The sequence below is a fragment of the Salmonella sp. SAL04213 genome, from assembly GCF_046550535.1.
Lineage (GTDB): Bacteria > Pseudomonadota > Gammaproteobacteria > Enterobacterales > Enterobacteriaceae > Salmonella > Salmonella enterica.
In genome coordinates this window covers 57,673-70,740 of record NZ_JBGDXS010000005.1, presented here as the reverse complement: position 1 = coordinate 70,740, position 13,068 = coordinate 57,673, and the positions used below count along the sequence as shown (strand labels likewise).

13 protein-coding genes and 2 pseudogenes are annotated in these 13,068 nt (G+C 54.4%); 11 read left to right on the top strand and 4 right to left on the bottom strand.

All coding sequences use genetic code 11. The annotated features are described in order from the left end of the window. Window positions 1-106 precede the first annotated feature (106 nt). Window positions 107-1,321 carry a beta-ketoacyl-ACP synthase I gene (fabB, locus tag ACLJPQ_RS14045; protein WP_000817159.1) on the top strand — a complete coding sequence of 405 codons (1,215 nt, stop codon included), beginning with the start codon at window positions 107-109 and terminating at the stop codon, window positions 1,319-1,321. Between the two features lie 97 nt (window positions 1,322-1,418). Next, window positions 1,419-2,075, top strand: coding sequence for a CPBP family intramembrane glutamic endopeptidase (locus tag ACLJPQ_RS14040; protein ID WP_001142900.1), 657 nt, complete (start codon window positions 1,419-1,421; stop codon window positions 2,073-2,075). Between the two features lie 66 nt (window positions 2,076-2,141). On the opposite strand, the gene ACLJPQ_RS14035 is transcribed toward ACLJPQ_RS14040, so the two are convergent. The 3 genes and pseudogenes from ACLJPQ_RS14035 to ACLJPQ_RS14025 all read right to left on the bottom strand — a co-directional run. Continuing rightward, a complete protein-coding gene (locus tag ACLJPQ_RS14035; protein WP_023181631.1) occupies window positions 2,142-2,660 on the bottom strand; it encodes a YbjP/YqhG family protein in 519 nt (172 codons plus the stop codon). Beyond that, a pseudogene (locus ACLJPQ_RS14030) lies at window positions 2,660-2,977 on the bottom strand (hypothetical protein); the annotation flags it as partial. The gene ACLJPQ_RS14035 and the pseudogene ACLJPQ_RS14030, both read right to left, overlap by 1 nt. Next, window positions 2,923-3,054: pseudogene (locus ACLJPQ_RS14025) on the bottom strand (helix-turn-helix domain-containing protein); the annotation flags it as partial. The pseudogenes ACLJPQ_RS14030 and ACLJPQ_RS14025, both read right to left, overlap by 55 nt. A gap of 172 nt (window positions 3,055-3,226) precedes the next feature. Between ACLJPQ_RS14025 and ACLJPQ_RS14020 the strand changes: the two are divergent. Both ACLJPQ_RS14020 and ACLJPQ_RS14015 read left to right on the top strand, forming a co-directional pair. Beyond that, window positions 3,227-3,601 (top strand): hypothetical protein, encoded by a 375-nt coding sequence (locus ACLJPQ_RS14020; protein WP_001051261.1) that lies wholly within the window; start codon window positions 3,227-3,229, stop codon window positions 3,599-3,601. A gap of 179 nt (window positions 3,602-3,780) precedes the next feature. Further along, the gene (locus ACLJPQ_RS14015) at window positions 3,781-4,959 is read left to right on the top strand and encodes an MFS transporter (protein WP_000127728.1); all 1,179 of its coding nucleotides are present in this window, start codon (window positions 3,781-3,783) and stop codon (window positions 4,957-4,959) included. Here ACLJPQ_RS14015 and flk read toward each other — a convergent pair. Continuing rightward, complete coding sequence (gene flk / locus ACLJPQ_RS14010; protein ID WP_000553395.1) at window positions 4,956-5,957, bottom strand: flagella biosynthesis regulator Flk; 1,002 nt, start codon at window positions 5,955-5,957, stop codon at window positions 4,956-4,958. The two genes, ACLJPQ_RS14015 and flk, sit on opposite strands and share 4 nt — an antisense overlap. A gap of 103 nt (window positions 5,958-6,060) precedes the next feature. On the opposite strand from flk, the gene pdxB reads away from it, so the two are divergent. The 7 genes from pdxB to dedD all read left to right on the top strand — a co-directional run bounded on the left by pdxB (window position 6,061) and on the right by dedD (window position 12,862). Beyond that, complete coding sequence (gene pdxB / locus ACLJPQ_RS14005; protein WP_080184844.1) at window positions 6,061-7,197, top strand: 4-phosphoerythronate dehydrogenase PdxB; 1,137 nt, start codon at window positions 6,061-6,063, stop codon at window positions 7,195-7,197. A gap of 67 nt (window positions 7,198-7,264) precedes the next feature. Beyond that, complete coding sequence (locus tag ACLJPQ_RS14000; protein ID WP_001289141.1) at window positions 7,265-8,278, top strand: aspartate-semialdehyde dehydrogenase; 1,014 nt, start codon at window positions 7,265-7,267, stop codon at window positions 8,276-8,278. Continuing rightward, complete coding sequence (truA, locus tag ACLJPQ_RS13995; protein WP_000016631.1) at window positions 8,278-9,090, top strand: tRNA pseudouridine(38-40) synthase TruA; 813 nt, start codon at window positions 8,278-8,280, stop codon at window positions 9,088-9,090. The genes ACLJPQ_RS14000 and truA overlap by 1 nt, the downstream gene beginning before the upstream one ends. A gap of 48 nt (window positions 9,091-9,138) precedes the next feature. After that, window positions 9,139-9,798, top strand: a complete 660-nt coding sequence (locus ACLJPQ_RS13990) for a DedA family protein (protein ID WP_000364318.1) — start codon at window positions 9,139-9,141, stop codon at window positions 9,796-9,798. 149 nt (window positions 9,799-9,947) lie between these two features. Then, complete coding sequence (gene accD, locus ACLJPQ_RS13985; protein WP_000118383.1) at window positions 9,948-10,862, top strand: acetyl-CoA carboxylase, carboxyltransferase subunit beta; 915 nt, start codon at window positions 9,948-9,950, stop codon at window positions 10,860-10,862. Window positions 10,863-10,929: 67 nt separating this feature from the next. Next, window positions 10,930-12,198: a bifunctional tetrahydrofolate synthase/dihydrofolate synthase gene (gene folC, locus ACLJPQ_RS13980; protein ID WP_000792289.1), complete on the top strand. Its 1,269-nt coding sequence runs from the start codon at window positions 10,930-10,932 to the stop codon at window positions 12,196-12,198. Continuing rightward, complete coding sequence (gene dedD, locus ACLJPQ_RS13975; RefSeq protein WP_000157031.1) at window positions 12,188-12,862, top strand: cell division protein DedD; 675 nt, start codon at window positions 12,188-12,190, stop codon at window positions 12,860-12,862. Before folC ends, dedD begins: the two co-directional genes overlap by 11 nt. Window positions 12,863-13,068: the final 206 nt, after the last annotated feature.

Below are 13,068 nucleotides of genomic sequence, written 5' to 3'. Positions count from 1 at the left end.
GGCGCAAATTTCCGTACTAAATGGCTGATCGGACTTGTTCGGCGTACAAGTGTACGCTATTGTGCCAATCGAAACTTAAAAATAGTGCGAATTACAGAGGTATTGAATGAAACGTGCAGTGATTACTGGCCTGGGCATCGTTTCCAGCATCGGTAATAACCAGCAGGAAGTCCTGGCATCTCTGCGTGAAGGACGTTCAGGGATCACTTTCTCTCAGGAGCTGAAGGACGCCGGCATGCGTAGCCAGGTATGGGGCAACGTAAAACTGGATACCACTGGCCTCATTGACCGCAAAGTCGTGCGCTTTATGAGCGACGCCTCCATCTATGCTTATCTGTCTATGGAGCAGGCAGTGGCCGACGCCGGTCTGGCGCCGGAAGTCTATCAGAATAACCCGCGTGTCGGCCTGATTGCAGGTTCCGGCGGCGGCTCCCCGAAATTCCAGGTCTTTGGCGCAGACGCCATGCGTAGCCCGCGTGGTCTGAAAGCCGTGGGCCCGTATGTGGTGACGAAAGCAATGGCATCCGGCGTTTCCGCCTGCCTCGCTACGCCGTTTAAAATTTATGGCGTGAACTACTCCATTAGCTCCGCTTGCGCGACCTCCGCACACTGTATCGGCAATGCGGTTGAACAGATCCAACTGGGCAAACAGGACATCGTTTTTGCTGGCGGCGGCGAAGAGCTGTGCTGGGAAATGGCCTGTGAGTTCGATGCGATGGGCGCACTGTCCACCAAATATAACGATACGCCTGAAAAAGCGTCCCGTACCTATGATGCGCACCGTGATGGGTTTGTCATCGCGGGCGGTGGCGGTATGGTTGTTGTCGAAGAGCTGGAACACGCTCTGGCGCGCGGCGCGCATATCTATGCGGAAATCGTCGGTTACGGCGCAACATCCGATGGCGCAGACATGGTTGCTCCGTCTGGCGAAGGCGCAGTACGTTGCATGCAGATGGCGATGCACGGCGTAGACACGCCGATCGACTACCTGAACTCTCACGGTACCTCTACTCCGGTAGGCGACGTGAAAGAACTGGGTGCAATCCGTGAAGTGTTTGGCGATAACAGCCCGGCAATTTCTGCAACCAAAGCGATGACCGGCCACTCGCTGGGTGCCGCAGGCGTGCAGGAAGCTATCTATTCTCTGCTGATGCTGGAGCACGGTTTTATCGCGCCGAGTATCAACATCGAAGAGCTGGATGAGCAGGCTGCGGGCCTGGACATCGTGACCGAAACGACCGAGCGTGAACTGACTACCGTAATGTCTAACAGCTTCGGTTTTGGCGGCACCAACGCCACGCTGGTGATGCGTAAGTTGTAAGCCTGACTATTACGTTGTAGTATCAACAATGAAACAGGTCGCTAATACGACCTGTTTTTTCATTCAGGGAATAACAAATTATATGGATATTATATAAATGCCAACTAATACATTAGATAAAATTAGGCATAGTTTGAGTTGTGTGGCTGTTTTATTTGGTTTGTTCGGCATTTTTGTTTTTGCCTCATTTTCGCCTTCCTATGCCTGGCTTTATTTGGGAGGTCTGGCTGCGCCTTTTATATATAGTATTGTTTTTGTCTATGCGATTGCCGCCTGGAGTATTTATTCAAAGTATTACCCGTTTTTATCATTGGGTCGCTTATCATTCGTGGAGTGTTTTGTTCCGGCGCTGGCCCTGGTGTGCCTTACCGTTCTCTACAATGCTTTTAGTGGCCCGGAACCCTGGATGGCCGAGTTATCAAGGCAATTTTTTCTTCATAAATTTCTTAACACGCTGGCGATGTGCTTTCTGGCTCCTGTGGCGGAGGAAATTATATTCAGAGGGTTTTTATTAAACAGCAGTATCGGTTGGGGGCGGTACTCAAGAGCTTCCGGTATTATTATTACTTCACTCGCTTTTGCATTTATGCATACACAATATCTCTTTGCGGTGACTTTTGTTTATCTGTTTGTTTTTTCATCGATATTATGCGTTGTTCGAATGAGAAGCCGTGGGCTAATGATACCGATAACACTTCATATTTTAAATAATGCCTGGGTTGTTTTCGGCTTACTGTTTTCAGCGACGGAATAAGAGCCTGATGAAATAGGCGCTTTAACCTCTCCGGTACGAACAAGAGACCGATGGCGATTCCCTTTTTTAATGCTTCTTATATTCCGGCGCGACTTTTGCTGACCAGGCCTCAGCCTGGGTGATGGCGCCTGCGTCATAAATCGGCTGTTCATAATCCTTATCAGCATCCCGAACGCGGTAAATTTTCCAGCGTCCCTCTTCCCAACGGGTATAAACCTCCAGGTGGATGGGCGTTGACTCTGTAGCCAACAGAACATCCACTTTTTCTCCGCCGAGGAAAGGGTGTGCCTTCCCAACCCGTAACTGTGGAATCCACTCTGGCGCATAGTCCTGCGCATACATAAAATAATCTGCCCCCACAATCTCCTGTTCATAAAGGGACTGTATTAGCGCCAGGCGATGAATAACCTCTTTAGCAACGTAACGTTGCATTAAGGCGGTGGTGTCGTCAGGGGTATTCACATCGTTCGTGAACGTCGTCATCCATGAGGTATAGAACTGCTTCACGGCCTGCGTACTGTCGTGATGAGGCGCAGAGCAACTACAAAGCAACAGGATAAGCGCGACAAGGGAGAACGTTTTCATTAATTCTTCCTGTAGATGGTATATGAGGGCCTGGCTGCCCGGTAGCCCGGGCCAGCCCACATATCGCGTTGTTTAAAATCTGAATACCACTCTGCACCATCGTATATCGCCATGTGACCGCTCGGGTTTCCGCCAGCGTAAGGTTGAATAATAATGACGTCACCCTCGCGCGGCATTTCATAGGTACCAATAGCGGTGAATCCGGCGCTTCTTAACATTGGGCCATAATCTTTCGCATGATATGTATGCCCCAGCGTGATACCGCCCGCCTGAATTGCCTTTCGGGTAAATTCCGCACACCGGCCTGACGAGAAAGATCTCTGAGCGTAATACCTCTTTTTTCAAGTGCACTTTTAATATCTGCACGATGCCAGTCCTGGCTTTTTGGTTCCATTCTGTAATCCTAAGAAGATGTGTTATCGGCACCGATATTTTTAAGGTAAAAATTAGCGCGAGAAAAAGAAAGTTACTTTCTTTTTCACTCTGAGAATAGTGCCAGAAAGAAAGCAAAATTTCGCGAAAAAGAAGAAATATTTTTATTTCATCAGGGGAAAGGAAAGAAACCGATGGCAAAGGAATGGTTCACGGTTAAGGAATGTCTTGGCTTACCGGGGTTTCCGGGAAGCGAGCCTGCGGTTCGCGAACGTTTATATAAGTACAGTGAAGGGAAAGCGGGGGTCAGGCGTAAGCGTGTTAAATCAAAGGCCGAGGAGTTTCATATATCTGTTTTCCCTCTTTATGTTCATCGTTATCTGGACGACAGCGGAGAGGAACCGACGCCAGAACCCATTTCCTTACAGGAAGCGGAGCCTGAAGATATCTGGGAGATGATGTTCAGGTTACTCACGCCAGAACAGCGCAAGCAGGTGACCGGACGGTTTAAGGTGAGAGGGATGAAAGCGGTCTTTCCCTTTCTGTTTGATGACACGCCGCCACGTTGATACCCTGGCTGCAATTTCAAGGTTGACAAGTTTCGCGTCTCACAGGCAGACTTCACTTTCTACATTATCCTTCCGATAATGCGTAAGCGTTTAACGTTATCCAACGCACCTTAATCCTGACGTTCAGGTAGAGGGGGGCGTGGCCTTTCCCCGCCTTACTCTGCATTCTGGAGTAATGCATGACAGCAGTTAGCCAAAAAACAACGACCCCGTCTGCGAATTTTTCGCTGTTCCGCATCGCCTTTGCGGTTTTCCTGACCTATATGACGGTCGGCCTGCCGTTACCCGTCATCCCGCTTTTTGTCCATCACGAACTGGGCTATAGCAATACGATGGTTGGGATCGCCGTGGGCATTCAGTTTTTTGCGACGGTACTGACGCGCGGCTATGCCGGACGGCTGGCGGATCAATATGGCGCTAAACGATCGGCGTTACAGGGGATGTTTGCCTGCGGGCTGGCGGGCGCCGCCTGGCTCCTGGCCGCGCTGTTGCCGGTTTCCGCGCCGGTAAAATTCGCGCTGCTTATTGTCGGGCGTTTGATCCTCGGATTTGGCGAAAGTCAGCTGCTGACCGGAACCCTGACCTGGGGACTGGGGCTGGTTGGCCCAACGCGTTCCGGTAAGGTGATGTCGTGGAACGGAATGGCGATTTACGGCGCGCTGGCGGCCGGTGCGCCGTTGGGCTTGCTGATCCATAGCCACTTTGGCTTCGCGGCGCTGGCGGGGACGACGATGGTTTTACCGCTGCTGGCCTGGGCATTCAACGGCACCGTGCGTAAAGTGCCTGCGTATACGGGGGAGCGACCTTCACTGTGGAGCGTGGTCGGGCTTATCTGGAAACCGGGCCTGGGCCTGGCATTGCAGGGCGTGGGCTTTGCCGTCATCGGTACGTTTATTTCACTTTATTTTGTCAGCAATGGCTGGACGATGGCGGGATTCACCCTGACCGCGTTTGGCGGTGCGTTTGTACTGATGCGCATATTGTTCGGTTGGATGCCGGACCGCTTTGGCGGCGTGAAGGTCGCCGTTGTCTCATTGCTGGTTGAGACGGCAGGGTTGCTGCTCTTGTGGCTGGCGCCGACGGCCTGGATAGCGCTGGTAGGCGCGGCGCTCACCGGGGCAGGGTGTTCACTGATTTTCCCGGCGCTGGGCGTGGAGGTTGTGAAACGCGTACCTGCACAGGTACGCGGTACGGCGCTCGGCGGCTACGCCGCGTTTCAGGATATCTCCTACGGCGTTACCGGCCCGCTGGCGGGCATGCTGGCCACGTCATGCGGCTATCCTTCCGTATTCCTCGCGGGAGCGATCTCCGCAGTGGTTGGCATCCTGGTGACGATATTATCGTTCCGGCGTGGTTAAGAAACCAGCCAGAAAAGCGCCAGTACAATTATTAGCGCGATAAACAACAGGCCTGGTCGCGCAGACAGATTTTTCACGGTTTCAATCATCGGCGCGAACGGACGGTAGATGGGTTGAATAGAGAGCGGTTCAAGCTCATCCGCCTCCCGCTCTACGCGACGCAGGAAAATATGGTTAAGTAAATCCTGCACCTGGGCGGTGGTCAGCACCGTTTGCGGCTGAATTTGATAAGTGTGTTGGGCATACTCTTTGATCGCTGTGAGCTCGTCCGGCTCAAGCGGTTGTTTTAACGCAGCCTGCAGCGTATGTAGCGTAGGCGCGTGTTGTAGTGACAGCGTCTGCCGCGCCTGTAGCCATGTCGCCAGATGGGTAAACTGCTTTGCCGGAATGAGCTCGCCGCTTTTCACGCCGGAGAGTTCCAGCATTGATTGCCAGATCAGTTTGTTTGACTCGCCGGTCGCGGCCGCCAGCTTCGTCACCAACTGATTCAACGTATTATGTTCAGCAGGCAATAATGGCCGATCCGTTGCCGGACGTTGCTGCGGCTGCGGAATGGAAAGCTGCCCCTGTTGCAGAAGCGTCAGCACGTTTTTAAGTTGATCGGGCGTAAGCTGGCTAAGCGCGGTTTGACCGTATTGCTGACGGATAAAATCGCTGACGGCCTGACGATTATTCCCGACGCCAAGCAGCTCTGTTAGCTGTGAAAGCACCTGACGATTGGCGTGATTTTGCTGCGCTACGCCCAGACGCTGGGTAAGATTCTGTTCAGCGGCGGGGAAGTGGCGCGACAGTAGCGGCGCGTCATTTTTTATCCCCAGATCGTGTTTCATTCCGGCCCATACTTCCGCGCTTTGCTGCTGGGTCAGTGAAATCAGGCGCGTGATCAGCCTTTCCAGTACCGTACGCTGTTGCATGGAAAGCGGCTGCTCGCTCGCAGCGGAAAGAGGATTGCGCCCTTCGCCTGGAGGCTGTGCAGGGGCGCCGGAGATGGGATGCATAATTAATTATCCTTTAACCATAAATCTGAGCAATATATGCCTGGCGGCCAGATTATGGCACACTTGTCCGGTTAACTCTCGTTCTCAAACAGGTACGACAGTCGTGAAAATTCTCGTTGATGAAAATATGCCTTACGCCCGCGAATTATTTAGCCGCCTGGGTGAGGTAAAGGCAGTGCCGGGTCGCCCGATCCCCGTTGAAGAATTGAACCATGCCGATGCGTTAATGGTGCGTTCGGTCACGAAAGTGAATGAATCGCTGCTGAGCGGCACGCCGATTAACTTCGTTGGTACTGCTACGGCAGGCACCGATCATGTGGATGAGGCATGGCTGAAGCAGGCGGGCATCGGTTTTTCAGCCGCGCCCGGCTGTAATGCTATCGCCGTGGTGGAGTATGTGTTTTCCGCGCTGTTGATGTTGGCCGAACGTGACGGCTTTTCGTTACGCGATCGCACTATAGGGATTGTCGGCGTGGGTAACGTCGGAAGCCGGCTACAGACCAGGCTTGAAGCGTTGGGTATCTGCACGTTGCTGTGCGATCCGCCACGCGCCGCACGCGGGGACGAGGGTGATTTTCGTACGCTGGATGAGCTGGTGCAGGAAGCGGATGTCCTGACTTTCCATACGCCGCTCTATAAAGACGGACCGTACAAAACGCTGCATCTGGCCGATGAGACGCTGATCCGTCGACTGAAACCCGGCGCCATTCTCATTAACGCCTGCCGCGGTCCGGTGGTGGATAACGCCGCGTTGCTGGCGCGACTTAATGCCGGGCAGCCGCTGAGCGTGGTGCTTGATGTGTGGGAGGGCGAACCGGATCTTAACGTCGCGCTACTGGAAGCCGTGGATATCGGCACGTCGCATATTGCCGGTTATACGCTGGAAGGCAAAGCGCGCGGCACCACTCAGGTCTTTGAGGCGTATAGCGCGTTTATTGGCCGCGAGCAGCATGTCGCGCTGGAGACATTACTGCCTGCGCCTGAGTTTGGTCGTATTACGCTTCATGGCCCGCTGGATCAACCGACGCTGAAAAGACTGGCGCATTTGGTGTATGATGTGCGCCGCGACGATGCGCCGCTGCGTAAAGTCGCTGGAATTCCGGGTGAATTTGATAAATTGCGTAAAAATTATCTTGAGCGCCGTGAATGGTCGTCTTTATACGTGATGTGTGACGACGAAACGGCAGCCGCCTTGCTGTGTAAGCTAGGTTTTAACGCTGTTCATCACCCGGCACATTAATGTCTTCTTAATGCTCCCTGTCGAATAATGCGACAGGGACGCTTATGTATTTCTGGAGTAAATCACCATGTCTGAAGGCTGGAACATTGCCATTCTGGGCGCAACGGGCGCCGTAGGCGAAGCCCTGCTTGAAACACTGGCTGAACGCCAGTTCCCGGTCGGTGAAATTTATGCGTTGGCGCGTCATGAAAGCGCGGGCGAGCACCTCCGTTTTGGTGGCAAGTCGGTCATTGTCCAGGATGCGGCGGACTTTGACTGGACGCAGGCGCAGTTGGCGTTTTTCGTTGCCGGCGCAGAGGCATCGGCTGCCTGGATAGACGACGCGACTAATGCAGGTTGCCTGGTGATAGATTCCAGCGGTCTGTTCGCGCTGGAGCCTGATGTGCCGCTGGTCGTGCCGGAAGTTAACCCGTATGTACTGGCGGATTACCGTAACCGTAACGTGATTGCGGTCGCCGATAGTCTGACCAGTCAACTGCTGGCGGCGCTCAAGCCGTTAATCGATCAGGGGGGACTGTCGCGCATCGCCGTCACCAGTATGTTATCAGCGTCCGCACAGGGGAAAAAAGCGGTCGATGCGCTGGCCGGACAGAGTGCGAAGCTGCTTAACGGCATACCGATTGATGAAGATGATTTCTTTGGCCGCCAGTTAGCGTTCAATATGCTGCCGCTGCTGCCGGATCGTGAAGGCAGCGTGCGCCAGGAACGTCGTATCGTCGATGAAGTGCGTAAAATTTTGCAGGACGATGGCGTGATGATCTCCGCCAGTGTCGTGCAGTCGCCGGTGTTCTATGGCCATGCGCAGATGGTGAGCTTTGAAGCGCTCCGCCCGCTGGCGGCGGAAGAGGCGCGCGAGGCGTTTTCCCGCGGTGAAGATATCGTACTGTCAGAAGAGACGGATTACCCGACGCAGGTGGGCGACGCTTCCGGCAATCCACAGCTCTCTATTGGCTGTGTGCATAATGATTACGGTATGCCGGAACAAATTCAGTTCTGGTCAGTGGCGGACAACGTGCGTTTCGGCGGCGCGCTGATGGCCGTTAAAATTGCGGAGAAGCTGGTGCAGGAGTATCTGTACTGATGTCCGGACAGCAATCATCGCCGGTCTATAAAATTGCGCTGGGTATTGAGTACGACGGCAGCAAGTATTATGGCTGGCAGCGTCAGAATGAAGTGCGCAGCGTGCAGGAAAAGCTGGAAAAAGCGCTCTCGCAGGTGGCAAATGAACCTATTAACGTGTTCTGCGCCGGGCGTACCGATGCCGGCGTTCACGGCACCGGGCAGGTTGTCCATTTCGAAACGACCGCATTGCGCAAAGATGCGGCATGGACGCTGGGGGTAAATGCGAATTTGCCTGGTGACATTGCCGTGCGCTGGGTGAAAACTGTACCGGATGATTTTCACGCGCGATTTAGCGCTACGGCTCGCCGTTATCGCTATATCATCTACAATCATCGACTGCGTCCTGCGGTGTTAGCAAAAGGCGTGACGCATTACTATGAGCCGCTGGATGCAGAGCGGATGCATCGCGCGGCGCAGTGTCTGCTTGGCGAAAATGATTTTACCTCGTTTCGCGCGGTGCAGTGCCAGTCGCGCACGCCGTGGCGTAATGTGATGCACATCAACGTTACCCGCCACGGCCCTTATGTGGTGGTCGATATCAAAGCGAATGCCTTTGTTCATCATATGGTCAGGAATATTGTCGGCAGCCTGCTGGAAGTAGGCGCTCACAACCAGCCGGAGAGCTGGATCGCAGAGCTGTTAGCGGCCAGGGACAGAACGCTGGCGGCGGCAACGGCGAAGGCGGAAGGGCTATATTTGGTTGCGGTGGATTACCCTGACCGGTTTGACCTTCCAAAACCGCCAATGGGCCCGCTATTTCTGGCGGACTAATCCGAATCGCACACCCGAAACGTGTCGGGTAGAAAGGCAAAGACAAATATGGACCTGATCTACTTTATTATTGATTTTATTCTGCACATCGATGTGCATCTGGCGGAGCTGGTCGCGGAGTACGGCGTCTGGGTGTACGCTATTTTGTTTTTGATTCTGTTTTGTGAAACCGGCCTGGTCGTCACGCCGTTCCTGCCGGGCGACTCGCTGCTGTTTGTCGCCGGGGCGCTGGCTTCGCTGGAAACCAACGATCTCAATGTGCATGTCATGGTGGCGTTAATGCTGATCGCCGCAATTGTCGGCGATGCGGTAAATTACACGATTGGTCGACTGTTCGGCGAAAAACTGTTCAGTAATCCGAATTCGAAAATTTTCCGCCGCAGTTATCTGGATAAAACCCACCAGTTTTATGAAAAACACGGCGGTAAAACTATCATTCTCGCTCGCTTCGTGCCGATCGTCAGAACCTTTGCGCCGTTTGTGGCAGGGATGGGGCACATGTCCTATCGGCATTTTGCCGCCTATAACGTCATCGGCGCGCTGCTGTGGGTGCTGCTCTTTACCTACGCCGGTTATTTCTTCGGTACGATACCGTTGATTCAGGATAACCTTAAGCTGCTGATTGTGGGGATTATCGTGGTTTCGATATTACCTGGCGTCATTGAGATTGTCCGGCATAAGCGCGCTGCGTCGCGTGCCGCAAAATAGAAAGTAACTCAGCGGTTCGACCACTTTTTTATCCAAAGTTTCGGGCTGTTATGTTTTAATGTGCAACATTCATGGTCTGTTGGGGGCAAAAATGGCATTATGCGCCCCTTATAATAAAGCTGACTAAGGTTCAGGCAGAAAGGTCACCAATGAGCTGGATTGAACGAATTAAAAGCAACATTACTCCCACCCGCAAGGCAAGCATTCCTGAAGGGGTGTGGACCAAGTGTGATAGCTGCGGTCAGGTTTTATACCGCGCTGAGCTGGAACGTAATCTTGAGGTCTGTCCTAAGTGTGACCATCATATGCGCATGTCGGCGCGCAATCGCCTGCATAGCCTGTTAGATGAAGGTTCCCTTGTGGAGTTGGGTAGCGAGCTGGAGCCGAAAGACGTGCTCAAGTTCCGCGACTCCAAAAAATATAAAGACAGACTGGCGTCCGCGCAGAAAGAAACCGGCGAGAAAGACGCGCTGGTGGTCATGAAAGGGACGCTTCACGGTATGCCGGTTGTCGCCGCCGCGTTTGAATTCGCGTTCATGGGCGGCTCAATGGGGTCTGTCGTTGGCGCACGCTTCGTTCGCGCCGTTGAACAGGCGCTGGAAGATAACTGTCCGTTAGTGTGTTTCTCTGCTTCCGGCGGCGCGCGTATGCAAGAAGCGTTGATGTCGCTGATGCAGATGGCGAAAACCTCGGCGGCGCTGGCTAAAATGCAGGAACGTGGTCTGCCCTACATCTCGGTATTGACCGATCCGACAATGGGCGGCGTTTCCGCCAGTTTTGCGATGTTGGGCGATCTCAACATCGCCGAGCCAAAAGCCCTCATTGGCTTCGCTGGCCCGCGCGTTATCGAACAAACCGTTCGTGAGAAGCTCCCGCCGGGATTCCAGCGCAGTGAGTTCCTGATCGAAAAAGGCGCTATTGATATGATAGTTCGCCGCCCGGAAATGCGCCTGAAGCTGGCGAGCATTCTGGCGAAGCTGATGAATCTGCCCGCGCCGAACCCGGACGCCCCGCGTGAAGGCGTGGTGGTGCCTCCGGCGCCGGATCAGGAGTCTGAGGCCTGATAACTGAAAAGGGCAGGGCCGCAGGCTCTGCCCTTTTGCTTTTCACCGTAAAGAAGCAGCGGAATCAATGAAAAACAAATCTATACCTCAAGCTGCGTCGCCCCTGGCCTCGTGGCTTTCTTATCTGGAAAACCTGCACAGCAAGAGTATCGATTTAGGCCTTGAGCGCGTAAGCCAGGTGGCAGCGCGTCTGGACATCCTCAAGCCTGCGCCGTTCGTTTTTACCGTTGCGGGAACCAACGGCAAAGGTACGACCTGTCGCACGCTGGAGTCGGTGTTAATCGCGGCGGGATACCGTGTGGGCGTCTATAGTTCGCCTCATCTGGTACGTTACACCGAGCGCGTGCGCGTGCAGGGGAAAGAATTAGCGGAATCCGCGCATACCGCGTCCTTTGCGGAAATAGAAACGGCGCGCGGCGATATTTCATTGACCTATTTTGAATATGGTACGTTGTCGGCATTGTGGCTGTTTAAACAGGCTAACCTTGACGTGGTGATTCTGGAGGTCGGGTTGGGCGGGCGCCTGGACGCCACGAACATTGTGGATGCCGATGTAGCGGTAATTACCAGCATCGCGCTTGATCATACTGACTGGCTGGGGCCGGATCGCGAAAGTATCGGCCGCGAGAAAGCCGGGATTTTTCGCGCGGAAAAACCCGCTATCGTCGGCGAACCGGAAATGCCGGCAACCATCGCGGATGTCGCGCAGGAGACCGGCGCGCTGTTGCGGCGTCGCGGCGTTGACTGGCGTTATGAGGTGACAGCGACCCACTGGGCGTTTACCGATGGCGACGGCACGCTTGCCGGACTGCCGTTGCCGCAGGTTCCTCAGCCGAATGCCGCCACCGCTCTGGCCGCGCTGCGCGCCAGCAGGTTGAACATTGACGAGCAGGCGATTCGCGACGGTATTGCGCAGGCTACCTTGCCGGGACGTTTTCAAATCGTGAGTGAGTCGCCGCGCGTTATCTTTGATGTCGCCCATAATCCCCACGCGGCGGAATACCTGACGGGTCGTCTGAAAATGTTGCCGAAACGCGGGCGCGTGCTTGCGGTGATTGGTATGCTGCATGATAAAGATATCGCCGGCACGTTAGCCTGGTTGAAAAGCGTGGTTGACGACTGGTATTGTGCTCCGTTAGAGGGGCCGCGCGGCGCGACGGCGGAACAACTTCTGGAACATCTGGGGAAAGGGAATGTCTATGATAGCGTCGCGCAGGCATGGCAGGCCGCTATCGACGCGGCGCAGCCAGAAGATACCGTGCTGGTGTGCGGATCGTTCCACACCGTCGCACATGTTATGGAAGTGATAGACGCGGGGAGAATCGGTGGCGAGTAAGTTTCAGAATCGTTTAGTCGGCACGATTGTGTTAGTCGCGCTGGGGGTTATTGTGCTTCCCGGTCTGCTGGACGGACAGAAAAAGCATTATCAGGATGAATTTGCTGCGATTCCACTGGTACCGAAGCCTGGCGACCGCGATGAGCCGGATATGATGCCTGCCGCAACGCAGGCGCTGCCGACACAGCCGCCGGAAGGGGCGGCTGAAGAGGTGCGGGCGGGAGATGCGGCAGCGCCATCGCTGGACCCGTCGCGCATGGCGTCTAACAATGTTGAGCTTGATCCGATACCGGCGGAGACGCCTAAACCGAAGCCGGTTGAAAAGCCGAAGCCGCAGCCTAAACCGCAACAGCCGGTTGTCGCCGCTTCCACGCCGACGCCCGCGCCGCAACCAGTCGCCGACGATAAACCTGCGCCGACCGGCAAAGCCTATGTCGTACAGTTGGGCGCGCTGAAAAATGCGGATAAAGTCAACGAGATAGTCGGCAAGCTTCGTTCCGCCGGGTTCCGGGTTTATACTTCCCCCTCAACGCCGGTACAGGGTAAAATAACCCGTATTCTCGTCGGGCCGGATGCGTCGAAAGATAAGATGAAAGGATCGCTTGGCGAGCTCAAGCAGATTTCCGGGTTAAGCGGCGTGGTGATGGGATATAGCCCGAACTAAGGCGCGTTTTGCCTGAGCGCGCAGCGTTAAGGCCTACGGTGTTCACCTGGTAATAGCCGAAGTTCTGTAGGCTGGATAAGGCGTTTACGCCGCTATCCGGCAGAAGGAATGAACCTGGTATCCTGCGCTTATCAGGCCGATGGCAGCTCTTCTGGTCGTGCCCGAAGAGATAAAAAGTGTGATGGCGTTGAATATTTTTTCAGCGC

Coding starts and splice junctions, on each gene's coding strand:
- fabB (WP_000817159.1), top strand. CDS start 107: ATGAAACGTGCAGTGATTACTGGCCTGGGCATCGTTTCCAGCATCGGT.
- ACLJPQ_RS14040 (WP_001142900.1), top strand. CDS start 1,419: ATGCCAACTAATACATTAGATAAAATTAGGCATAGTTTGAGTTGTGTG.
- ACLJPQ_RS14035 (WP_023181631.1), bottom strand. CDS start 2,660: ATGAAAACGTTCTCCCTTGTCGCGCTTATCCTGTTGCTTTGTAGTTGC.
- ACLJPQ_RS14020 (WP_001051261.1), top strand. CDS start 3,227: ATGGCAAAGGAATGGTTCACGGTTAAGGAATGTCTTGGCTTACCGGGG.
- ACLJPQ_RS14015 (WP_000127728.1), top strand. CDS start 3,781: ATGACAGCAGTTAGCCAAAAAACAACGACCCCGTCTGCGAATTTTTCG.
- flk (WP_000553395.1), bottom strand. CDS start 5,957: ATGCATCCCATCTCCGGCGCCCCTGCACAGCCTCCAGGCGAAGGGCGC.
- ACLJPQ_RS14000 (WP_001289141.1), top strand. CDS start 7,265: ATGTCTGAAGGCTGGAACATTGCCATTCTGGGCGCAACGGGCGCCGTA.
- truA (WP_000016631.1), top strand. CDS start 8,278: ATGTCCGGACAGCAATCATCGCCGGTCTATAAAATTGCGCTGGGTATT.
- ACLJPQ_RS13990 (WP_000364318.1), top strand. CDS start 9,139: ATGGACCTGATCTACTTTATTATTGATTTTATTCTGCACATCGATGTG.
- accD (WP_000118383.1), top strand. CDS start 9,948: ATGAGCTGGATTGAACGAATTAAAAGCAACATTACTCCCACCCGCAAG.
- folC (WP_000792289.1), top strand. CDS start 10,930: ATGAAAAACAAATCTATACCTCAAGCTGCGTCGCCCCTGGCCTCGTGG.